This window comes from Saccharopolyspora hordei (genome assembly GCF_013410345.1).
GTDB lineage: Bacteria > Actinomycetota > Actinomycetes > Mycobacteriales > Pseudonocardiaceae > Saccharopolyspora > Saccharopolyspora hordei.
In genome coordinates this window covers 1,010,917-1,031,721 of record NZ_JACCFJ010000001.1, presented here as the reverse complement: position 1 = coordinate 1,031,721, position 20,805 = coordinate 1,010,917, and the positions used below count along the sequence as shown (strand labels likewise).

Genomic DNA, 20,805 nt, shown 5'->3' with positions numbered 1-20,805 from the left:
TGGCAAGTCAGGGCACCCGCGCGCCCCGCCGGCCGAACGCACCCGGTGACCGGTGGTTGCGGGAGCCCGGCAGTGGGTAAGCACCCGGCCAGCGAGGCGGTGCAGCGGGACCGAGCTGGAGGCGGAGATGGCCACGACCCGGATCGAACCGCAACCGATCCCCACCCGGGCCTGGAACGCGCGGCGGACGCTCAAGGGCGCGCGCCTGGGGCCGTGGCTGCGCACCACCGATCCCAAGCAGATCGGGATCCTGTACCTGATCACCTCGTTCTTCTTCTTCATCGTCGGCGGGGCGATGGCGCTGCTGATCCGCGGCGAGCTGGCCAACCCGGGGCTGCAGTTCCTGTCCAACGAGCAGTACAACCAGCTGTTCACCATGCACGGCACGGTGATGCTGCTGCTGTTCGCCACCCCGATCATCTTCGGCTTCGCCAACGTCATCCTGCCGCTGCAGATCGGGGCGCCGGACGTGGCGTTCCCGCGGCTGAACGCGCTGTCGTACTGGTTGTTCCTGTTCGGCGGGCTGATCGTGATCAGCGGGTTCGTGGTGCCCAACGGGGCGGCCGACTTCGGCTGGACCGCGTACCCGCCGCTGTCGCGCGCGCAGTACAGCGTGGGCATCGGCGGGGACCTCTGGACGACGGGCCTGATCGTCAGCGGTCTGGGCACCATCCTCGGCGCGGTCAACATGATCACCACGCTGGTGTGCCTGCGCTGCCCCGGCATGACGATGTGGCGGATGCCGATCTTCTGCTGGAACATGCTGGCCACCAGCCTGCTGGTGCTCATGGCCTTCCCGATCCTGACCGCGGCGCTGTTCGGGCTGGTGGTCGACCGGCACCTCGGCGGGCACGCGTTCGACCCGGCCAACGGCGGCGCGATCCTCTACCAGCACCTGTTCTGGTTCTTCGGCCACCCGGAGGTCTACATCGTGGCGCTGCCGTTCTTCGGCATCGTCACCGAGATCCTGCCGGTGTTCAGCCGCAAGCCGCTGTTCGGCTACCTGGGCCTGGTGTTCGCCACGCTGCTCATCATGGGGCTGTCCATGCTCGTGTGGGCGCACCACATGTTCGCCACCGGCGCGGTGCTGCTGCCGTTCTTCTCGTTCACCACGTTCCTCATCGCGGTGCCCACCGGCATCAAGTTCTTCAACTGGATAGGCACGATGTGGCACGGGCAGGTGACCTTCGAGTCGCCGATGCTGTTCGCCATCGGCTTCCTGGTGACGTTCCTGCTCGGTGGGCTGACCGGGATCATCCTGGCGTCACCGCCGCTGGACTTCCACATCCACGACACCTACTTCGTCGTGGCGCACTTCCACTACGTGCTGTTCGGCACCATCGTGTTCGCGGTGTTCGCCGGGGTGTACTACTGGTTCCCCAAGATGACCGGCCGGATGATGGACGAGCGGCTGGGCAAGCTGCACTTCTGGCTGACCTTCGTCGGCTTCCACACCACGTTCCTCGTCCAGCACTGGCTGGGCAACGAGGGCATGCCCCGCCGGTACGCCGACTACCTGGCCAGCGACGGCTTCACCGCGCTCAACGTGGTGTCCACCATCGGCGCGTTCATCCTGGGCGGCTCGATGCTGCCGTTCCTCTACAACGTGTTCAAGAGCTACCGGTACGGCGTGGTGGCCGGGGTGGACGACCCGTGGGGGCACGGCAACTCGCTGGAGTGGGCGACCTCCTGCCCGCCCCCGCGGCACAACTTCACGTCGCTGCCGCGGGTGCGGTCGATCCGCCCGGCGTTCGAGCTGCACTACCCGCACATGTCCGAACGGCTGGAGGTCGAGGCGCACGTCGGCCGGCGCCGGAAGGAGCGCGAGACCTCGTCGTAGCGCTCACGCCCCCGCCGGGACCGGTTCGGAGCGGGACAGCACCTGGCCGTCGGCGTCGAGGGCCTCGACCGCCGCGTACTCCTCGGGAGCCGGCAGGGCGGCCGAGGTCTCGAAGCCGGTCTTCGGGACCTCGGCGACCGGGCGGAGCTGGTCCGGCGCCGGGCCGGCGAGCACCCGCCAGGTGCGGACCTCGGTGGCCCCGTTCCAGCTCGCGTAGACCGTCGAGACCCCGCCGTCCTCGCGCAGCGCCGCGACCGGCGTGTCGGTGGGTGTGCCGGTCCAGGGCAGGCGGAACGCCCGGTAGGACGGCATGCCGTCGCCGAACGAACCGTGCAGCACCACCTCGCCGTTCGCGTCGAACTCGGTGAACTCGGGCTGCGATCCCCAGCCGACGAAGCTGCCGCCGCCCGGGAGGACCTGGTGGTCGCCTTGGCTGACGCTCGTGCCACCGCCGGGGTGGGCGAACTGGCGCACCACGCCGACCGTGCGCGCCTGCTGGTCGACGGCCAGCACGAGGGCCCGCGAGGTCGGGCCGGGCTCGCTGGAGGCGTTGTCGAACAGGCTCATCGTGCCGTCCGGCTGCCAGCGCGCGTCGTGCTGCCGGGCGAACACCGCGTCCGGGTCGACCGCGAAGTCGCTGCGCTCGCCGCCCAGCCGCCACTGCACCGCGCCGGTCTCGCGGTCCAGCTGGTAGATCGTGTCGGTGTGGCGCGCGGAGACCAGCAGGTCGCCCGACGCGTCCTCGAAGACCGAGTTGAGGTGCAGGTAGTCGTACGGCGCGGCGGGGTCCTCGGGCTCGGGGACCGTGGACTCGTCGAGCGCGACGTGGTCCAGGCTGCGCCAGTCGAACAGCACCTCGCCGGTGGCGATGTCGATCTCCTGGATGACGCCTTCCACGACGGGCCGCTCCCGCTGCACCGTGTGGTAGGCGATGAGCAGCGCGGTGTCGCGCGGGGTGATGACCATCTCGTGCAGGTCGGCACGCAGGCCCCCGCCCGCCCGGACGGTGGCGATCTGCCGGTAGGAGCGGTCCAGCACGACGTACTCGCCCTCGCCGTAGCCCGGGCGCGGCGCGCCCTGCCACCAGGTCAGCACCGGCTCGCCCCGGTAGGTCTGCGCCTTGAAGTCCATGGTGAACAGCTGGTCGCCGTCGCCGACCGGCTTGACCCAGACCGGCTGGCCCTGGTCGTCGACGATCATCGGGCCGCTCTGGGCGGCGGTGCCGTGCGGGGCGAGGAAGATGCCGCCGGGCTCGGTGCCGTTCGCCGGGGTGTCGATGCGCACCACCGGCGGGCTGAGGTCGGGCCGGGTGACGAAGTGGTGCGGCTCCGGTGGCTCGGCGGTCCCGAGCACCGGCGCGGACGCGCCGGGCAGTGCCGTCCCCACCAGCAGTGCGATCGCCGCGAACAGGATCGCGATGAGTCTCGAGCGCATCGGGCCCTCCGTCCACCGGGGTCGGGTCCCGACGAGGGCTATCACCGATCAGTGCGCGGGCGGGAGTCAGTTGCGAAAAGTTTCCACGTTCGCCAGACCGCACAGCGGCGCCGCGCCACGGTTGTGCGTCCCGCACCACGATCGTCCACAGTGGAACGTCACGGATGGGCCGAACGAGCGAAGCCAGACGTGGCGCGGTTCATAATCGTTCCAGGAACAGCGGGGTGAACGACTACTGTTGAACACGTCCGGGGAGCGCCTGCGTCGAGCCGTCTCCCTGCCACCGCCTCCTCGTCCCGGCCATGTGCGAGCAGCGCCGCTCCGGCGTGCGCGCGACGAGGACTCGACCGCAACCGTCCGGCACGTCTGTTCAGAGGGGACTTCCTGTGCCCATCGCCCTGTTGGCCCTCGCCATCGCAGCGTTCGGGATCGGCACGACCGAGTTCGTGATGATGGGCCTGCTGCCCGAGGTCGCCGCTGACCTGCACGTGTCCATCCCGGACGCCGGCGGGTACATCTCGCTGTACGCGCTCGGCGTCGTGATCGGCGCACCGCTGCTGACCGTCCTGGGCATGCGCGCTCGGCGCAAGACGATGCTGCTGAGCATGCTCGTGCTGTTCACCGTCGGGAACCTGTTCTCGGCGTTCGCGCCGACGCACGAGCTGCTGCTGGGCGCCCGGTTCGTCGCCGGGCTGCCGCACGGCACGTTCTTCGGCATCGGCGCCGTGGTGGCCGCCAGCCTGGTCGCCGCCGACAAGCGCGCCCAGGCCATCTCGATGATGTTCATCGGCCTCACCGTGGCCAACATCGTCGGCGTGCCGGCGGGCACGCTGCTCGGCCAGGCGCTCGGCTGGCGCTGGGCGTTCGGGCTGGTCGCGGTGATCGGCGTGGTCGCGCTGGCCGCGGTCGCCGCCCTGGTGCCCGCGCAGCCGAAGCCGACCGACGTCAGCCTGCGCGGCGAGCTGCGCGCCTTCCGCCGCCCGCAGGTGTGGCTGGCGTTCGCCGTCGTGGTGTTCGGCTTCGCCGCCACCTTCTCCTTCTACAGCTACATCAAGCCGGTGCTCACCGACGTGACCGGCTACTCGCCGACCGCGGTCACGCCGCTGCTGGCCCTGTTCGGCGTCGGGATGACCGTCGGCACGGCGGTCGGCGGGCGGCTCGCGGACCGCAACCCGATGCGGACGCTGCACGTCTTCCTGACCGCGCTCGCCGCCTCGCTCGGCCTGTTCGTGTTCACCGCGCACAGCGCCGTGCTGGCCCCGATCACCGTGTTCCTGATCGGCGCGACCGGCTTCGCGGCCATCCCGAGCATCCAGGCGCGGATCCTGGACCAGGCCAAGGAGGCCCCGGCGCTGGGCTCGGCGAGCATCCAGTCCACGTTCAACATCGCCAACTCGCTGGGCGCCTACCTCGGCGGCCTGGTCATCGCGGCGGGCCTGGGGCTCACCGCCCCGAGCTGGGTCGGCGCCCTGCTGGCCCTCGTCGGCCTGGCCTTCGCGCTGGTGTCCGGCTGGCTGGACCGCCGGCCCCGGCGCACCGGCCTGGTCAGCTCCCACCGCGCCGAGCGGACCGCCGAGTCCGTCGACGTCCGCTGACCGCAGCGGCGCAGCCCGCGAAGCGCCCCACGCGACGGCCCGCGTGGGGCGCTTCGCCTCGTCCTCGCACCGGGCGCCACTCCCACCACACTGCGTGAGCGACCAGGCACCGGCTGGCCTACCGTGGCCTGCGGCACGGGCCACACCTCGTGGCGGGAATCCACGATCAACTGGATCGGTTCCACCTGGTGCCGGCCCTCGCGCGGCCGGCGACGAACCCGACATCGGCGGAGGAAAGCACCCACATGACACAGGTTCCGAACATCACGCTGAACACCGGCGCAGCGATGCCGCAGCTGGGCTACGGCGTCTTCCAGATCCCGGCCGACCAGGTCGTGGAGCCGGTGAAGGCAGCGCTGGAGGCCGGTTACCGCAGCATCGACACCGCCGCGGTGTACGGCAACGAAGAGGGCGTGGGCCGGGCGATCGCCGAATCGGGCATCAAGCGCGAGGACCTGTTCGTCACCACCAAGCTCTGGAACGACGCGCAGGGCTACGACAGCACCCTCAAGGCGTTCGACGAGAGCCTGCAGCGGCTCGGCCTGGACTACGTCGACCTGTACCTGATCCACTGGCCGGTCGCCGCCAAGGACGAGTACGTCAACACCTGGAAGGCGTTCCAGAAGCTGCACGAGGAAGGCCGCGCCAAGGCCATCGGTGTGTCGAACTTCCAGGTCTCGCACCTGAAGCGGCTGTTCGACGAGACCGACGTGGTGCCCGCGGTCAACCAGATCGAGCTGCACCCGAACCTGCCGCAGGCCGAGCTGCGCGCGTTCCACGCCGAGCACGGCATCGCCACCGAGGCGTGGAGCCCGCTGGGCCAGGGCAAGGGCCTGCTCGAGGACGCGACGCTGGCCTCACTGGCCGAGAAGTACGGCAAGACCCCGGCGCAGATCGTGCTGCGCTGGCACGTGCAGCTGGGCAACATCGCGATCCCGAAGTCGGCGACCCCGTCGCGGATCAAGGAGAACATCCAGGTCTTCGACTTCGAGCTCGCCGAGGACGACGTCAAGGCGATCTCGGCCCTGGAGACCGGCGTCCGCGTCGGCCCGGACCCGGACACCTTCGGCGCCTGAGGAGCCCACGACGGCCCGCCTCGCCACCCGGCGCGGCGGGCCGTTCCGCGTCCTGGGTCAGGCGGCCTGGTAGGCGGGGCGCGGCGCCGCCCCGCGGAGGACGTTGCTGCCCGAGCGCAGGGAGACCACCTGGCTGCGGGTGGCCAGCCAGCCCGGGAACTTCGCCAGGCGCTGCAGCGGCGTGCTGCGCTGCGCCGAGGTCAGGGCCGCCGTGCGCGAGACCTTGAGGGCGCGCGGGCGGCGCTCCTGCTCGTAGGCGCGCAGCCGCGGCGCCAGGTCACCGTCGGCGTCGGCGAGGTACTGGGTGAGCAACCAGGCGTCCTCCAGCGTCTGGTTGGCCGCCTGCGCCACCGCCGGCGGCATCGCGTGCACCGCGTCGCCGAGCAGCGTGCTGCGCGGACCGCCCCAGACCTGCGGGACCTTGTGCCGGACGTGCGGGAAGAAGCCCAGGTCGTCGTCGGTGACCGAGGCCAGCAGCTCCTCGACCGGGTCCGGCCACCCGCGGAAGGCCGCGCGCAGGTCGGCGACCGTGAGCACCGGGTCGCCCTCCTTCCACGGCATGTCGAACCACCAGTGCAGCAGCCCGCCGCCGGTCGGGATCAGCCCGCAGTGCGCGTTGCGGCCCGCGATGTTCAGCGTCCGGTGCCCCCGCGCGACGGGCAGGTCGCTGCGGGTCAGGCCCTGCCAGCTCGCCCAGCCGGTGGGCTTGGCCGGGCCACCGCCCAGCACCTCGCGGCGTACCACCGAACGCTGCCCGTCAGCGCCGACCAGCAGGTCACCGGTGGCGCTGCTGCCGTCGGCGAACGCCACGGTGACGCCGTCGGGACGCTCGGTGACACTGACGCAGCGCTTGCCGAAGTGCAGCACCTCGGGCGGCAGCGCGGCCGCCATCTCGGCGATCAGGGTGCGGCGGGCGATCTGGACCGTGGGGGACCCGAGGCGCTCGGTGACCTCGCGGAGGTCCGCCTCCCAGAGCAACCGGCCGGTGTCGGTGAGCGCGCGCAGGCTGTTCAGCCGGCGGCCGACCGGTTCGATGTCGATGCCCAGGTCGCGCAACGCGGCGGTGCCGTTGCTCCAGACGGTGATGCCGGCGCCGGTCGTGCGCAGGGTGTCGGCGTGCTCGAAGACCCGGACCTCGTGACCCTGGGCGACCAGCCCGTTGGCGATGGCGAGTCCCCCGACTCCGGCACCGATCACGAGAACCCGCATCGTCTCCATCCGTCAGCCCCGACGCCAGCTGTCGCGTCGATTTTATCCACCAGACCGGTAGTACCGATTTGTCCTTGCTCACAACCCGGGCGTCCCGGGACCTCTCGCGAACGACGTCTAGGCACGATCGTGACGGAGAACTATGTTGCGGGCATGAGCCCTCGTGTATCCCCACCGTACCGGGCCGACCACGTCGGCAGCCTGCTGCGACCGCAAGCCCTGCTCGACGCCCGCGACGCCCACGCCGCCGGGCGCATCGACGACGCCGAACTGCGGCGCGTCGAGGACGAGGCGATCGCGCAGGTGGTGGCCATGCAGGAAGAGGTCGGCCTGCACAGCGCCACCGACGGCGAGTTCCGCCGCAGCTCGTGGCACATGGACTTCCTGTACCAGCTCGACGGCGTCGAGAAGGTCGAGGACTCCGACCTCACCGTGCAGTTCCACAACGAGCAGGGCGACGTCGAGTTCGCCACGCCCGACCTGCACGTGACCGGCAAGGTCGGGTTGAGCAGGACGATCTTCGAGGAGGCCTTCACCTACCTCTGCGAGAAGGTCACCACCGCGACGCCGAAGCTGACCATCCCGTCGCCGGGCATGCTCTACTACCGCGGCGGCCGGGCGGCCATCGACGAGACCGTCTACCCGGACCTGGCCGAGTTCCGCGCCGACCTGGCCGCGGCCTACCGCGCCGAGGTGCGCGCGCTGGCCGACCTCGGTTGCCACTACCTGCAGCTCGACGACACCAGCCTGGCCTACCTCAACGACCCGAAGCAGCGCGCCCAGCTCGCCGCGCGCGGCGACGACGCCGAGCACCACCACCTGCAGACCATCGAGCTGATCAACGAGTCGCTGCGCGGGCGGCCGGACACCCTGTCCGTGACCACGCACATGTGCCGGGGCAACTTCCGCTCGTCGTGGGTCGCCGAGGGCGGCTACGACTTCGTCGCGGAGGCGCTGTTCAACGAGCTGCAGGTGGACGGGTTCTTCCTGGAGTTCGACGACGAGCGTTCCGGCGGCTTCGAGCCGCTGCGGTTCGTGCCGAAGGGCAAGGTCGTGGTCCTCGGCCTGGTCACCACCAAGCGCGGTGCGCTGGAGTCGAAGGACGACCTCAAGCGCCGCATCGACGAGGCCTCCCGCTACGTCGACCTCGACCAGCTGTGCCTGTCGCCGCAGTGCGGGTTCGCCTCCACCAAGGACGGCAACGCCCTGACCTACGACGAGGAGGTGGCCAAGCTCCGCCTGGTGGTGGAGACCGCCGCCGAGGTCTGGGGCTGACCCCGCGCTCGAGGCCCGGCCCCGACGCCCGCACGGGCTCGGGGCCTCGGAGCCTCGGACCGGTGCGATCCCCACGGGAATCGCGGACGTCCCCCCGCGGTCGGGCGTGTCGGGTGCTGGGGCGCAGCCCCGGTCGGGACTGCGGCCGCCCGCTCGCCGGGTCTAGGCGGCTTCGAGGAAGCGGCCCGCGACCAGCCCGGGTTCCTCCGAGTCGTCGAAGCGCACCCACAGCACGGGACCGTCGAAGACATCGGGGAGACCGGTGGCGGTCTCCACCACCGTGCCGACCTTGTCGCGGAACCGGCCGAACGTGGCGCGGACCCGGGCGCCTGGTTCAAACGGGTTCGAGGACTGCTCCATGAGGGGGGACGTTACGTGCCGGCGGGCCGCAACGGAAATCGCCATCCCCCGATCGTCGTCGTACCGCACTGACCTGCACCGTTGCTGCAATGCGAGGATGGCAGGAGCAGCCCTGCGGGGCCGTGAGGAACGCCACCTGCCGAAGGGGACGGATGCGCACCATCAAGCAGTCCGGCGAGCACGAGCTGGAGGTGAAGAAGTCCCGCTTCCTGTGCGCGCTGGCGCGGGTGACCGACGAGGCCGAGGCGCGGGAGTTCGTCCAGCAGCGGCGCAAGCTGCACCACGACGCGCGCCACCACTGCTCGGCCTTCGTGCTCGGCGACCTGGGCGAGGTGCAGAAGTCCAGCGACGACGGCGAGCCGGCGGGCACCGCCGGGGTGCCGATGCTGGAAGTGCTGCGCCACCACGAGATCACCAACGTGGTCGCGGTCGTGACCAGGTACTTCGGCGGGGTGCTGCTCGGTGCCGGGGGTCTGGTGCGCGCCTACAGCGGCGCGGTGTCCGCCGCGCTGGAGCACGTCGGCACGGTCGAGCGCCGCCCGGTGCGGACGGTGACGACCTCGGTGGACTACCTGGTGGCCGGGAAGCTGGACAACGAGCTGCGGTCCGCCGGGTACCAGGTGGTGGACACCGAGTACCAGGACGTGGTGCGGTTCCACGTCCACGTCCCGGTGCCCGAGGTGGAGTCCTTCCGCACCTGGCTGGCGGAGATCACCGGCGGCACCGCGGAGGCCGTGCTCGGCGAGCTCACCTACGCCGAGACCCACCCCTGACGGGCGGGTCCCGGCGCCGACGGTCACTTCGGGAGGGTGCAGCCCGGCCGGGACAGGTCCAGCTCGGAACCCTCGGCGAGGCAGGCCGCGACCTGGTGGACCTGCTGCCCGTACGCGCGGCCCTGCACGGCGGTCACGCTCCCGTCCGGCCCCACCTCGCAGGGGTTGTTCTCGGTGCACTGCCCGCCGTCGCGGTTGTGGGTGTTGTGCACGCCCACCACCGTGTGGCCGTCCGCGGCCAGCAGCGCCGAACCGGACGTGCCCGGCCACGGGGCGCACTCCTCCGTGGTGGCGTAGCGGATCGCGTCGTCCTGCTGGTAGCCGCCCTCGCGCAGGTGCGGGACCACGGCCTCGGCGGTGCAGTGGAACCGCTGGCTGGTGTAGGCCATGGTCAGCGGCTCACCGGCGCGCACCGGTTCGGTGGCGAGGTCGAAGACCCGCGCGCCCTCCTCGGCCAGCTGCCCGTAGGTCTTGTCCAGGCGGTAGAGCGCGATGTCGGTGCCGGTCATCGTCGCGTACACCAGCCGGTTCGCCCGCGCGTAGGTCTGCGGGTAGCCCTGCCGGTCGGCGATGGGGACCTCCTGGTCGGCGGGCCGGTCCACCAGCGCGCTGCCGGGCGCGGGCCGCTCCCCCTCCACGCAGTGGCCGTTGGTCAGCAGCAGCGCCGGGTCCTCCGGGCGCGCGGCGGGGGTGCGGACCACCGACCCCACGCAGCCGTCCATCGTCACCGCGCCCGAGACGTCCTCGATCTCGTCGTCCGGCGGCACGGCGGTGCCGCTGATGATGCCGTTGATCCAGTCGACGTGCCTGGTCACGTCGGTGAACAGCGTCGGCGCGTTCTCCCCGCTGGGGCCGCTGACCACACCGACGAGCTTCCACTCGTCACCGTCGCGGACCAGGGCGGGGCCGCCGGAGTCCATGTTGCTCGACGCGACGCTGCCGTCGCGGCTGCCGATGCACAGCTCCCCGTCGGCGAGCTCCCGGCACGCCGAGGCGGGCTGCACCTCGGTGTCGGCCTCCCGCAGCCTGGTGGTGAAGCACTCGGGGTTGGCGCTGCTCTCGCAGGTCATCCCCCACCCCATGATCCGCACCGGGGTGCCTTCCGGCGGGGTGGCCGAGGCGATCCGGACCGGCTCGGCCCGCACCGGGGTCCGCAGGTGCATCAGCGCCAGGTCCTTGCCCCAGAAGCCGCCCTCGTCGTCGCTGGTGGCCAGGCGGTAGTAGTGGTCGACCTCGGCGACCTCGCCGCCGTCGCCGGTGTCCAGCGAGCCGATGCGCACCTGCCAGCCGCGTGGCACGCCCACCTTCGCGTCGGTCGGGTTCCGACCCGCGCAGTGGCTGGCCGTCAGCACCCACTGCGGGTCGAGGACCATCACCCCGCACCCGTGCCCGTCCGGGTGCGGTGACCTGGGGAACGAGGGCTGGAAGGAGCCCATGAACGGGTAGGGCTCGGTCGACTCGGTGCCGCCCACGACGGCCTGCGCGGGCACGGCGCCCACCAGGGGTGCGGCCAGCGCGAGCACGGCGGCCAACAGCAGAGATCGGTTTCGCATGGAGCCCACCCTGCGCGGCCCGTGTCCGCGGCCGTCGATCACCGCGTCACAGCTTGGCTACGAACCTCCGCTCGCCGCGAGGTGGTGCCGGGTCAGGACGTCGTGGGTGGGCGTCCCCGGTTCCGCGGTGAGGAAGACCAGGCGGTGGGCGCTGGTCGGGGCGTGCAGGACCTGCACCTCCAGGTCGAGGCCGCCGAGGTGCGGGTGGTCGATGTGCTTGCGCACGGTGGGCCGGGGCCGCACCTCGTGGTCGGTCCACGACTCCGCGAAACCCGCGTTGTGCTCGGCGAACTCGCGGGCCAGCTCGGCGAGCCGCCGGTCCTCCGGGTGGCGGGCGGCGGCGCGGCGGAGGTCCGCCGCGGCGTGCCGGGCGAACTCGTCACCGTGGGAGGAGCACCGGCGCTCGCGCATCGCCATGCGCAGCACGTTGCGTTCCGCGGGCGGGACCGCGGCGACGTCCGCGACCAGGCTGGCGGCCAGCGCGTTCCACGCGACGACGTCGTAGCGCTCGTCGAGCACGTACGCCGGGACCGGCCCCAGCCGGTCCAGCAGGCGCAGCACGCCGTCCGGCACCGGCTCGTCGCGCACCGGAGGGGCCTGCCCGGCGAGCCGGGTCAGGTGCTCGCTCTCCGCCTCGGTCAGCCGCAACGCCCTGCTCAGCGCGGTGAGGACCTGCGTGGACGGGCGCGGGGCGCGCGCCTGTTCCAGGCGCTCGTAGTAGTTCGCCGACACCCCCGCCAGCCAGGCGACCTCCTCGCGGCGCAGCCCCGGCGTGCGGCGGCGACCGTTCACTGCAAGACCGACCTCCTCAGGTCGCCGCGCCTCCCGGCGGCGGCGCAGGAACTCGGCCAGCTCGCGCTTGTTCACCGGACCAGACTGGCACGCCCCCGGACCTCCCAGCCACGGACCGCTGGTCCGGGGCAACCGCGGCCCTGCCCGCGGCCGAGCCGCGGCGGGAGCCTGGACCGCGTGGAAGCCGAAGAACTGTTCCAGCGCGGCACGGAGCTGCTGCTGGCCAAGGACATGGACGCGTTCACCGACCTGTTCGCCCCGGACTGCACCGTCGAGTTCCCGTTCGCCGAGGTGACCCCGGCGCGGCTGACCGGGCGGGAGGAGGTGCGCGCCTACCTGGCCGACTACCCGGAGCGGATGGACATCACCGGGTTCCCGTCGGTCCTGGTGCACCGGACCACCGACCCGTCGACGCTCGTCGTCGAGTTGACCGCGCACGGGCGGACCGTGGCGACCGGGGAGGCGTACGAGATGCGCTACGCCTGGGTGCTCGTGGTGCGCGACGGTCTGGTCGCCGAGCTGCGCGACTACTGGAGCCCGGTGCGGGCGGCCCGGGCGTCGGGCACCGTCCGGCAGCTGGCGGAGGCGCTGACCGCGGAGGCGCGGGCATGACCGTGCTGGTCACCGGCGGCACCGGCAAGACCGGCCGTGCGCTCGCGGCGCTGCTGCGCGAGCGCGGCGTCCCGGTGCGCATCGCCAGCAGGCACCCCGCCGCCGAGCCCGACCACGTGCGCTTCGACTGGTCCGACCCGCGCACGCACGGGCCCGCGCTGGCGGGTGCCGAGCAGGTGTACCTGGTGCCGCCGGTCGGGGTGCTGGACCCGGTGCCGCTGGTCGAGCCGTTCCTGCGGGCCGCGGGAGGGCGGCGGGTGGTGCTGCTCGGGGCGCTGGCGGTGGTCCCCGGGCACACCGAGCTGTGCGAGCGCGTGGCCGCGCTGCCGGGCTCCGCCGTGCTGCGCCCGTCGGGGTTCATGCAGAACTTCACCGGCCGGCACCCGGTCGCGGTGGACCTGCGGGAGCGCGGCGTGCTCCGCACCGCCACCGGCAACGGCCGGCTGGGCTGGATCGACGCCGCCGACATCGCTGCCGTCGCCGACGCGGTGCTCGCCTCGGACGTCACCGGGGAACTGCTGCTCACCGGGCCGGAGGCGCTGAGCTACGCCGAGGCCGCGGCGGTGATCAGCGAGGTCACCGGGCGGCCGGTGCGGCACGTCGACGTCACCCCGGACGAGCGGGCCCGGCAGTTCGCCGCCGGGCTGCCCGCGGACTGCGCCGCCGCGCTGGCCGCCGTGGACGTCGACATCCGCGCCGGGTCCGAGGACCTGGTCACCTCGACCGTCCCGGACCTCACCGGGCGTCCGGCGCGGTCGTTCCGCGCGTTCGTGCGCGCGCACCGAGCCGAGTGCACACCACCGCCACCACCGCGCCCACGGTGAACCCGGCGAGCACGTCGTGCGGGTAGTGCACCCCGATGAAGACCCGGGTGAAACCCGCCAGGACGGCGAGCACGGCGGCGAGCACCGCGATCCGCCGCCACTGCAGCGCCAGGGCGACCGCGAGCGCTGCGGCGGCCGCCGAGTGACCGCTGGGCAGGGACCAGCGGCTGACGTCCGCGCACGCCTCGATCGTGTCGAGCAGCGCGGAAGCGCACGGGCGCGGTTGCTGGAACACGTCCTTGACGAGTCCGGCGAGCACCCAGCCGAGGACGCCGGCCAGCAGCGGCACCAGCTGCGCGGGTCGGCGTCCCGCGCGCCACCACGACAGCAGGGTCAGCGCGACCAGCAGCGCGAGCAGGCCCTGGGTGGCGACCAGCGCGGAGGCGTGCACCCACGGCGGGGTCGCGGCCGCCCAGCTCACGATCGCGCGGTACGCCTCCGCGCTGAGGTCCCACAGCACCAGGCCGAGACTACCGGCGGAACGGACGCTGGCCCCGGGACGCGCGGTGGGCAATACTGCTGCGCGGCCCGTCGTTCCCCCGTTGGAGGTGCCGCCGTGCGGTCGCTGCTCGTCACCGGTGCCGTCGTCGTCGCGCTCGCCACCCCGGCGCACGCCGACCCCGCCTCGCTCGACCCGCTGCTGCACGCGGCCGCCGAACGCGTCGCGACCTCCGACCAGGTCGCGGCCGCCAAGTGGGGCACCGACCAGCCGATCGAGGACCCGGCCCGCGAGCAGCAGGTGCTCGACTCGGTGGCGCGCGAGGCCGTCGAGCTGGGCCTGGACCCCGAGGAGGCGAAGCGGGTCTTCCGCGACCAGATCGAGGCGAGCAAGGTCGTGCAGCGGGCCCTGCACAGCCACTGGGCCGCGCACCCCGACGAGCAGCCCACCGAGCGCCCCGACCTGGGCGAGGTGCGGCCGGTCATCGACCGCCTCAACGACGAGGTCCTGCGCGAGCTGCGCGACACCGAGCAGCTGCGCGAGCACCCGTCCTGCGACGGCCGACTGGCGAGCACCTTCGTCCGGACCCGGCACGAGCTGCGGCTGGACCCGGTGCACACGGCGGGGCTGGCGCGGGCGGTCCCGTCGCTCTGCCGCGCTTGACCTGCAGCGCGCTCGAAGTCCGATCCTGTGGGCAGCAGTCCACGGGAGCAGCGGATGACCATCGACATCGGGATCTACCTGCCGGACCCGCCGGGCGCGGAGGTCCGGGAGGCCGCCTACCACGCGGTGGACGTCGAACTCGACTCGGTGTGGTGCGGCGACCACCTCGCCGACGGGGTCGCGGTGCTGGACGGGATGCTGGCCCTGGCGACCGCGGCGGCGGTGACGGAGTGCCTCGACATCGGGTTCGCGGTGTACCTGCCCGCGCTGCGGCCGCACGTCGTCGCGGCCAAGCAGATCGCGACCCTGCAGCACCTCACCGGCGGTGACCGGCTGCACCTGGGCATCGGCGTCGGCGAGCACGGCAGCGGCTTCGCCGGTGCCGGCGCGGACCCGGCCACGCGCGGTGCCCGCACCGACGAGTTCCTGCAGCTCCTGCCCGCGCTGCTGGCCGGGGAGCCGACGGAGCTGCCGGGCGGCCCGACCGTCCAGCTCGCTCCGCCGGTGCCCGCGCCGCCGCTGTGGGTCGGCGGCTCGTCCGGTGCGGCGCTGCGCCGGGCGGCCCGCTTCGGGGACGGCTGGTTCGCCGCCCTGCACGCGCCGGAGGAGGTGAGCAGCACGGCGGCACGGCTCCGCGAGCTCGCCGACCAGCACGGGCGTCCCGCTCCCCGGCTCGCGGCCGCGGTGCCGGGCGCGCTCACCGCGCGCCCCGACCCGACGCTGGCCGAGGGACTGGCGCGCGAGGTGGCGGCGTCCCACGGGGTGCCGGTGGAGCAGGCGCGGCGCTGCGTCGTCGCCGGGACTCCGGCGCAGGTGGCCGAGCGGCTGGCCGCCTACGCCGAGGCGGGCGTGGAGAAGGTGGCGGTCGCGGTGTCCGGCGACTGGCACCGCGGTTGTGAACTGCTCGGCGAGGCGCGGCGGATCCTGGAGGCGGGTTCCCTTGGCGACGCGGGGGATCGGCACCACGGGGATCGCTGATCGCTGTCCGTCCTCTTCGGACGTCTACACAGCACTGTCGGGTCCGACGCGGTGTCGCGCACCGACCTCGCGCTCGTAGAGGCTCGTGGGCCAGCGCGCGTGCGGCGGGTCGGCGACGTGCCGGAAGCCCACTTCCTCGTAGTAGCGCCGCAGGTCCGGGTTGTCGCGGGAGGTGGCCAGGCGGACGTAGCGCCAGCCGCGAGCGGCCGCCTTCGCCTCCACCCAGTCGATGATCCGGTGGCCGAGGCGGGCACCGCTCGCGCGCCGGGCGACCGCGAGTCGCGAGACGTAGTACGCGGGTTCGGCGCCCGGGCCCCAGAACTCGTCGTCCTCGGCGACCGCGACGGTGGCGACGGGAGCGCCTTCCCGTTCCACCAGGAGGGCTTCGCCGGCTGCGATCTGCGCCTGGACGGACTCCACCGGGAAGCGCGGCGGCCACTGCGCGATGCCGCGGTCGCGGAGCCAGGCAGCGGCCTCGGACAGCAGGTCGAGCACGGCCTCTTCCTCGCCGGGGCCGGCGGGCCGGACGAGGAGGTCACCGGACAGCGGCTCGGGGCTGGACAGGATCGGCATGCACCGATGGTGCCCCGGCGCGCGTCGACGTGCGCGGGAATCGCGCACGGGCACCCCCGGCCGGGCGCCGGCCGAACGGCATACTGGGGCGGTGCGGACTCTCGGGGTGATCGGTTGCGCTGCGGGCGGTGTGGAGGTCCTCCGGACGGAGCTCGTCGAACCGGCCCTCGCCCGCGGGTGGCGGGTGGCGGTGACCCTCACCCCGACCGCCGGGACCTGGCTGCGCGCGACCGGCGAGGTGGAGCGCATCTCGCAGGTCACCGGGCTGCCCTGCCGCGTCGAGCCGCGACTGCCCGGTGCGGGCCGACCGCACCCGGAGATCGACTGCTACCTGGTGTGCCCGGCGACCGGGAACACCGTCGTCAAGCTGGCGCTCGGCATCGCCGACAACCAGGCGCTCACCACGCTCGGCGAAGCCATCGGCACGCCGGGCCTCCCGGTGGTGGTGTTCCCGAAGGTCAACGCCACCCAGGTGCGGCACCCGGCTTGGCAGTCCCATGTGGACACCCTCCGGGCCGCGGGCGTGCACCTGCTGCTCGACGAGCGGTTCGCGGAGCACGGTCCGCGCAGCGGGAAGGCCCCGGGCATCCCGTGGTCGCGCGTCCTCGACGAGGTCGAGGCCGTCACGCCCTGAGCCGGTGAACCGTCCGCGGGCCCGGGTGCGTGGAACGGACGAGTGACTGCGCCCGTCGGCCGCAACCGGGCCACGGTTCGGGGACGGATTTCCACGATCACCGGTTGCGCTGCGACGCCGCGGCGTAGGCTCAGCTGGACGTCGCCGCTCGCCCCGGGTCGGGCGTCTTCCCCGGCGGCGCACCGGAGTCCGGTCCGCACTGCGGACGACCCGCGCAGGAAACCGCGAGGTAGCAGGAACCTTGAACAACCGAAAACTCCCCTGGTGGAGGGCCGCACTGGTGGTGGCTGCGGCGGCCGGTCTGGTGACCGGCGCGATCCAGCCCGCGGTCGGCGCTCCCGACGACCCCCACACCGCCGAGCAGCGCGCCTTCGACACCGCCGCCGCCGAGTTCGGCGTCCCCGCACCGCTGCTGCTGGCCACCTCCTACCAGCTCACCCGGTGGGAAGACCACCACGGCGAGCAGAGCAAGGCCGGCGGCTACGGCCCGATGCACCTCACCGACGTCGACCTCGAGGCGCTGCGCCGCGAGAACCCCGAGCTGCGGAAGTTCGCCGACCACCGCAGCCTGCACACGCTGACCGAGGCCGCCGCGCTCGTCGACCTGCCGCCGGAGCAGGTCAAGCGCGACCCGGCGCAGAACATCCGGGCCGGTGCCGCGCTGCTGGCCGCACGCGCCAAGCAGCTCAACGGCGGCCAGCTGCCCACGAACTTCGGTGACTGGTACCCGGCCATCGCGGAGCTCAGCGGCAGCCCGAAGGCCAGTGGCGCGCGGTCCTTCGCGGACTCGGTGTACGAGGTGCTCGACCGCGGTCGCGTCCGCACCACCTCGACCGGGCAGCGGGTCGGCTTCGCCGAGATCCCCGCGGTCACCCCGAACCGCGACCTGTCCGGCACCGACCTGGCGGACGTCCGCACCACCGCGGCCGAGCCCGAACCGGAGTGCCCGGCCGAGCTGGACTGCCAGTACGTCCCGGCGGCCTACGCGCCGACCGACCCGGAGGACCCCACCGGCGGGTACGGCAACTACGACACCGCGGAACGCCCGGAGGACGTCCGGATCGACTCCATCGTCATCCACGACACCGAGCTCTCGTACCAGACCACGATCTCGTCCTTCCAGGACCCGACCACCGGCTCGTCCTCGCACTACGTGATCCGCTCCTCCGACGGGCAGGTCACGCAGATGGTGCCCACCAAGGACATGGCGTGGCACGCGGGCAGCTGGGACCGCAACATCCGCTCCATCGGCATCGAGCACGAGGGCTGGGCCAACGACGGCGGCACCTGGTACACCGAGCAGATGTACCGCGCCTCGGCAGCGCTGGTGCGCTACCTCGCGGACAAGTACGACATCCCGCTGGACCGCGAGCACGTCGTCGGCCACGACGAGGTCAGCGCGGACAAGCCGGCGAAGGCGGGCACCGAGCACTACGACCCGGGCCCGTACTGGGACTGGGCGCACTACATGAACCTGCTCGGCGCCCCGCTGGACGGTGGCACCGGCGGCGACGACGTGGTCACCATCTTCCCCCGGTTCGACACCAACACCCCGGTGGTGACCGAGTGCCCGCCGGAGGAGGAGTGCCACGAACTGCCCTCGCAGCCCGCGAACTTCCTCTACCTGCACACCGAACCGCGCGACGACGCCCCGCTCATCAGCACGCCGTCGCTGCACCCGGACGGCTCGCCCGGCACCACCAACATCGACGACTGGTCGGCCAAGGCCACCGTCGGCCGGCAGTACGCGGTCGCGGAGCGCCGGGGCGACTGGCTGGCGATCTGGTTCGACGGCAAGAAGGCCTGGCTGCGTGACCCGGACGGGGTGAACACCGCCCCGGCCGACGACGCCGAGCTGGTGACCCCGGTGCGTGATGGCGTGCCGACCTACGGCATGGCGGCGCCGGGTGCCGACGACTACCCCGAGGGCCTCGATCCCACGGTGATCGACCCGCTGCCGTACCAGCTGCCCGCGGGGCAGGTGTACGTGGCCGGGCGCGCGAGCCGCGGCATCGACTACCACGTCGGCTACGACGGCGCGGACGACCCGCACAACCACACGGTGGTCATCGGCGGCGAGACCTACGTCCCGATCTCCTACAACCACCGCTGGGTCTACGTGAAGGAATCGGACGTCGAGAAGGCCTGATCGCGTCGGACCCCGGTCGAGGAGCGGCGATGGCGGACCCCGCCATCGCCGCTCTCTCCTTCTCCGGGGCGGGCCGGCCCCCGGTTCCGCAGTCCACGTCGGACTCGGTCCACCGCGCCCTCAGGAGGAGTTCCGGGCCGTCCCTCCTGTGTCGTGACCTGAGGTCCTCGGGGCGCCGACGCTGGTGCGGGACCTCGTGACATCGCCTGGTCGGGTGGGGTGGGCTTTCTGCTGGGAGCGGAACCGCTGTCGGTGGCGTGGGTGCGGTGCGACGATGGCCGGCATGGCGGACATCCTTCCCTTCGAGCAGGAGCGCACTGCTCCGGAGCGCGAGCCGGAGCCGCTGTGGCGCGAGGTGTTGGGGCGGCACTTGCGCGCCGTCCGGGAGGAACGGGGCGGTCGGCTCGTCGACGTCGCCGAGCGGGCGGGGATCTCGCCGCAGTACCTGTCGGAGGTGGAGCGCGGGCGCAAGGAGCCGTCGAGCGAGATGATCGCCGCGGTGACCGGCGCGCTGGACCTCGACCTGGCGGACCTGCTCTCCGACCTCGCCGGCCAGGTGCGACGCTCCCGCAGCGCGCGCCCCGCGGTCGGGCGCCGTCCGGCAGGCCCCGTGCTCATGGCCGCCTGATCACCGACGACGGTCGAGGACGCGGTCCGCCAGCCCGTAGTCGACCGCGCCCTGGGCGTCGAACACCCGGTCCCGGTCGGTGTCGTGCCGGAGCTCCTCCACGGAGCGCCCGGTGTGCGCGGACAGGATCTCCTCCAGCTGCGCGCGCACCCGCACCACCTCGTCGGCCTGGATGATGAGGTCCGGGATCGAGCCGCGGCCCTGCGCCGCGGGCTGGTGCAGCACGACCCGCGTGTGCGGCAGCACGGACCGGCGCCCCGCCTCGCCGGCGGCCAGCAGCACCGCCCCGGCCGCCACCGCCTGGCCCACGCACGTGGTGACCACCGGCGCCTTGATGTAGGTCATCGTGTCGTACAGCGCGAGCATCGCGGACGGGTCGCCGCCCTCGGAGTTGATGTAGAGGTTGATCTCCCGGTCCGGGTTGTCCGCCTCCAGGTGCAGCAGCTGGGCGATGAGCGCGTTGGCCACCCCGGAGTCGATCGCGGTGCCGAGGTAGACGATCCGCTCCGACAGCAGGTGCGAGTAGACGTCCATGATCCGCTCGCCGGTGGCGTTGCGCGTGATGACGTTGGGGATGGTGTAGGTGCTCATGCGTCGCCTCCCTGCGTCGAGCCGATGCCGACCTGGTGCGTGCGGACGGGCAGGACCTGGTCGAGGCGCTCCACGACGTGGTCGATGAAGCCGTAGTCGAGGGCTTGCTCGGTGGTGAACCAGCGGTCGTGCAGCGAGTCGGCGAAGACCCGCTCGAGGGGCTGGCCGGTGTCCTCGGCGATGAGCCCGAGCACGGTGTCGCGGGTGTGCCGCAGGTCGTCGGCCTGCACCTCCACCTCGACCGCCGACCCGCCGATCCCGGCCGAGCCCTGGTGCATGAGGATGCGCGAGTGCGGCAGCGCGAACCGCTTGCCCGGTGTCCCCGCGGACAGCAGGAACTGCCCCGCGCTGCACGCCAGGCCCAGCGCGACCGTGGCCACGTCGCACGGCACGAGCCGCATCACGTCCCGGATGGCCAGCATCGCGGGCACCGAGCCGCCCGGCGAGTGGATCCACAGCGCGATGTCCTTCCGGGGGTCGTCGCCGGCCAGGGAGAGCAGCTGGGTGGTGAGCACGGTCCCGTTGTCGTCGTCGAGCGGCCCGTCGAGCACCAGCACGCGCTGGCTGAAGAACCGTTCCCGCATGCGGTGGTCGAACAGCGGCTGCTTCTCGTCGTTCGTCATGCCTCCGACGATGCGCCCGCGCGGCCCCTCGTGGCCGCTCACTCCGCTGTGAGCGGTTCCGCTCACAGCAGCGCGGAACCGGTCGGTCCTCTTCGGACTGGGCTTTTCCAGTCCACATCGGACACAGGGCTTCGACCGCGCCGGTTGACTGCGAGCGTCCACGCTCCGCGCAGACGGCAGGTCC

The 20,805-nt window shown here is 72.8% G+C and carries 21 protein-coding genes; 12 read left to right on the top strand and 9 right to left on the bottom strand.

Going from position 1 to position 20,805, the window contains the following annotated elements:
- The first annotated feature begins 127 nt into the window (after window positions 1-127).
- Entirely contained in the window at window positions 128-1,840 is a 1,713-nt protein-coding gene (gene ctaD, locus HNR68_RS04835; RefSeq protein WP_179718043.1) for an aa3-type cytochrome oxidase subunit I, read from the top strand.
- Window positions 1,841-1,843: 3 nt separating this feature from the next.
- Here ctaD and HNR68_RS04830 read toward each other — a convergent pair whose 3' ends face one another.
- Window positions 1,844-3,274 carry an arylsulfotransferase family protein gene (locus HNR68_RS04830; RefSeq protein ID WP_218888197.1) on the bottom strand — a complete coding sequence of 477 codons (1,431 nt, stop codon included), beginning with the start codon at window positions 3,272-3,274 and terminating at the stop codon, window positions 1,844-1,846.
- Between the two features lie 386 nt (window positions 3,275-3,660).
- Between HNR68_RS04830 and HNR68_RS04825 the strand changes: the two genes are divergently transcribed.
- Window positions 3,661-4,869, top strand: a complete 1,209-nt coding sequence (locus tag HNR68_RS04825) for an MFS transporter (RefSeq protein WP_179718041.1) — start codon at window positions 3,661-3,663, stop codon at window positions 4,867-4,869.
- 245 nt (window positions 4,870-5,114) lie between these two features.
- Window positions 5,115-5,945: an aldo/keto reductase gene (locus HNR68_RS04820; protein ID WP_179718039.1), complete on the top strand. Its 831-nt coding sequence runs from the start codon at window positions 5,115-5,117 to the stop codon at window positions 5,943-5,945.
- Window positions 5,946-6,002: 57 nt separating this feature from the next.
- Here HNR68_RS04820 and HNR68_RS04815 read toward each other — a convergent pair whose 3' ends face one another.
- A complete protein-coding gene (locus HNR68_RS04815; RefSeq protein WP_246330391.1) occupies window positions 6,003-7,154 on the bottom strand; it encodes an FAD-dependent monooxygenase in 1,152 nt (383 codons plus the stop codon).
- Window positions 7,155-7,307: 153 nt separating this feature from the next.
- Between HNR68_RS04815 and HNR68_RS04810 the strand changes: the two genes are divergently transcribed.
- Entirely contained in the window at window positions 7,308-8,429 is a 1,122-nt protein-coding gene (locus tag HNR68_RS04810; protein WP_179718035.1) for a 5-methyltetrahydropteroyltriglutamate--homocysteine S-methyltransferase, read from the top strand.
- Window positions 8,430-8,591: 162 nt separating this feature from the next.
- Here the strand turns inward: HNR68_RS04810 and HNR68_RS04805 are convergent, their stop codons facing one another.
- Window positions 8,592-8,789 carry a KOW motif-containing protein gene (locus HNR68_RS04805; protein WP_179718033.1) on the bottom strand — a complete coding sequence of 66 codons (198 nt, stop codon included), beginning with the start codon at window positions 8,787-8,789 and terminating at the stop codon, window positions 8,592-8,594.
- Between the two features lie 152 nt (window positions 8,790-8,941).
- Here HNR68_RS04805 and HNR68_RS04800 point away from each other — a divergent pair, with 152 nt between their 5' ends.
- Complete coding sequence (locus HNR68_RS04800; protein ID WP_179718031.1) at window positions 8,942-9,562, top strand: YigZ family protein; 621 nt, start codon at window positions 8,942-8,944, stop codon at window positions 9,560-9,562.
- A gap of 23 nt (window positions 9,563-9,585) precedes the next feature.
- Here HNR68_RS04800 and HNR68_RS04795 read toward each other — a convergent pair whose 3' ends face one another.
- Together HNR68_RS04795 and HNR68_RS04790 are read right to left on the bottom strand one after the other, a co-directional pair.
- Window positions 9,586-11,115, bottom strand: a complete 1,530-nt coding sequence (locus tag HNR68_RS04795) for a S1 family serine peptidase (protein ID WP_179718029.1) — start codon at window positions 11,113-11,115, stop codon at window positions 9,586-9,588.
- Between the two features lie 57 nt (window positions 11,116-11,172).
- The gene (locus HNR68_RS04790) at window positions 11,173-11,982 is read right to left on the bottom strand and encodes an MmyB family transcriptional regulator (protein ID WP_179718028.1); all 810 of its coding nucleotides are present in this window, start codon (window positions 11,980-11,982) and stop codon (window positions 11,173-11,175) included.
- Window positions 11,983-12,084: 102 nt separating this feature from the next.
- On the opposite strand from HNR68_RS04790, the gene HNR68_RS04785 reads away from it, so the two are divergent.
- On the top strand, window positions 12,085-12,519 hold the full coding sequence (locus HNR68_RS04785; protein ID WP_343049941.1) for a nuclear transport factor 2 family protein: 435 nt from the start codon (window positions 12,085-12,087) through the stop codon (window positions 12,517-12,519).
- The gene (locus HNR68_RS04780; protein ID WP_179718026.1) at window positions 12,516-13,343 is read left to right on the top strand and encodes a Rossmann-fold NAD(P)-binding domain-containing protein; all 828 of its coding nucleotides are present in this window, start codon (window positions 12,516-12,518) and stop codon (window positions 13,341-13,343) included. The genes HNR68_RS04785 and HNR68_RS04780 overlap by 4 nt, the downstream gene beginning before the upstream one ends.
- Here HNR68_RS04780 and HNR68_RS04775 read toward each other — a convergent pair.
- On the bottom strand, window positions 13,255-13,803 hold the full coding sequence (locus HNR68_RS04775; protein WP_179718023.1) for a phosphatase PAP2 family protein: 549 nt from the start codon (window positions 13,801-13,803) through the stop codon (window positions 13,255-13,257). The two genes, HNR68_RS04780 and HNR68_RS04775, sit on opposite strands and share 89 nt — an antisense overlap.
- 96 nt (window positions 13,804-13,899) lie before the next feature.
- Between HNR68_RS04775 and HNR68_RS04770 the strand changes: the two genes are divergently transcribed.
- Both HNR68_RS04770 and HNR68_RS04765 read left to right on the top strand, forming a co-directional pair.
- Window positions 13,900-14,445, top strand: a complete 546-nt coding sequence (locus tag HNR68_RS04770; protein ID WP_179718021.1) for a chorismate mutase — start codon at window positions 13,900-13,902, stop codon at window positions 14,443-14,445.
- A gap of 54 nt (window positions 14,446-14,499) precedes the next feature.
- Entirely contained in the window at window positions 14,500-15,423 is a 924-nt protein-coding gene (locus HNR68_RS04765) for an LLM class flavin-dependent oxidoreductase (protein ID WP_179718018.1), read from the top strand.
- A gap of 24 nt (window positions 15,424-15,447) precedes the next feature.
- On the opposite strand, the gene HNR68_RS04760 is transcribed toward HNR68_RS04765, so the two are convergent.
- Window positions 15,448-15,996, bottom strand: a complete 549-nt coding sequence (locus tag HNR68_RS04760) for a GNAT family N-acetyltransferase (protein WP_179718015.1) — start codon at window positions 15,994-15,996, stop codon at window positions 15,448-15,450.
- Between the two features lie 91 nt (window positions 15,997-16,087).
- On the opposite strand from HNR68_RS04760, the gene HNR68_RS04755 reads away from it, so the two are divergent.
- The 3 genes from HNR68_RS04755 (at window position 16,088) to HNR68_RS04745 (ending at window position 19,407) form a co-directional block, all read left to right on the top strand.
- A complete protein-coding gene (locus HNR68_RS04755) occupies window positions 16,088-16,630 on the top strand; it encodes a flavoprotein (RefSeq protein WP_343049940.1) in 543 nt (180 codons plus the stop codon).
- A 280-nt stretch (window positions 16,631-16,910) separates the two neighbouring features.
- Window positions 16,911-18,779, top strand: a complete 1,869-nt coding sequence (locus tag HNR68_RS04750; protein WP_179718011.1) for an N-acetylmuramoyl-L-alanine amidase — start codon at window positions 16,911-16,913, stop codon at window positions 18,777-18,779.
- A 283-nt stretch (window positions 18,780-19,062) separates the two neighbouring features.
- Window positions 19,063-19,407, top strand: a complete 345-nt coding sequence (locus HNR68_RS04745; RefSeq protein WP_179718009.1) for a helix-turn-helix domain-containing protein — start codon at window positions 19,063-19,065, stop codon at window positions 19,405-19,407.
- Here HNR68_RS04745 and HNR68_RS04740 read toward each other — a convergent pair whose 3' ends face one another.
- Together HNR68_RS04740 and HNR68_RS04735 are read right to left on the bottom strand one after the other, a co-directional pair.
- Window positions 19,408-19,998, bottom strand: coding sequence for a ClpP family protease (locus HNR68_RS04740; RefSeq protein ID WP_179718007.1), 591 nt, complete (start codon window positions 19,996-19,998; stop codon window positions 19,408-19,410). It lies immediately after the preceding gene.
- Window positions 19,995-20,621, bottom strand: coding sequence for a ClpP family protease (locus HNR68_RS04735; RefSeq protein ID WP_179718005.1), 627 nt, complete (start codon window positions 20,619-20,621; stop codon window positions 19,995-19,997). Before HNR68_RS04735 ends, HNR68_RS04740 begins: the two co-directional genes overlap by 4 nt.
- Window positions 20,622-20,805 lie beyond the last annotated feature (184 nt).

Coding starts and splice junctions, on each gene's coding strand:
- ctaD (WP_179718043.1), top strand. CDS start 128: ATGGCCACGACCCGGATCGAACCGCAACCGATCCCCACCCGGGCCTGG.
- HNR68_RS04830 (WP_218888197.1), bottom strand. CDS start 3,274: ATGCGCTCGAGACTCATCGCGATCCTGTTCGCGGCGATCGCACTGCTG.
- HNR68_RS04820 (WP_179718039.1), top strand. CDS start 5,115: ATGACACAGGTTCCGAACATCACGCTGAACACCGGCGCAGCGATGCCG.
- HNR68_RS04815 (WP_246330391.1), bottom strand. CDS start 7,154: ATGCGGGTTCTCGTGATCGGTGCCGGAGTCGGGGGACTCGCCATCGCC.
- HNR68_RS04810 (WP_179718035.1), top strand. CDS start 7,308: ATGAGCCCTCGTGTATCCCCACCGTACCGGGCCGACCACGTCGGCAGC.
- HNR68_RS04805 (WP_179718033.1), bottom strand. CDS start 8,789: ATGGAGCAGTCCTCGAACCCGTTTGAACCAGGCGCCCGGGTCCGCGCC.
- HNR68_RS04800 (WP_179718031.1), top strand. CDS start 8,942: ATGCGCACCATCAAGCAGTCCGGCGAGCACGAGCTGGAGGTGAAGAAG.
- HNR68_RS04795 (WP_179718029.1), bottom strand. CDS start 11,115: ATGCGAAACCGATCTCTGCTGTTGGCCGCCGTGCTCGCGCTGGCCGCA.
- HNR68_RS04780 (WP_179718026.1), top strand. CDS start 12,516: ATGACCGTGCTGGTCACCGGCGGCACCGGCAAGACCGGCCGTGCGCTC.
- HNR68_RS04765 (WP_179718018.1), top strand. CDS start 14,500: ATGACCATCGACATCGGGATCTACCTGCCGGACCCGCCGGGCGCGGAG.
- HNR68_RS04760 (WP_179718015.1), bottom strand. CDS start 15,996: ATGCCGATCCTGTCCAGCCCCGAGCCGCTGTCCGGTGACCTCCTCGTC.
- HNR68_RS04745 (WP_179718009.1), top strand. CDS start 19,063: ATGGCGGACATCCTTCCCTTCGAGCAGGAGCGCACTGCTCCGGAGCGC.
- HNR68_RS04740 (WP_179718007.1), bottom strand. CDS start 19,998: ATGAGCACCTACACCATCCCCAACGTCATCACGCGCAACGCCACCGGC.
- HNR68_RS04735 (WP_179718005.1), bottom strand. CDS start 20,621: ATGACGAACGACGAGAAGCAGCCGCTGTTCGACCACCGCATGCGGGAA.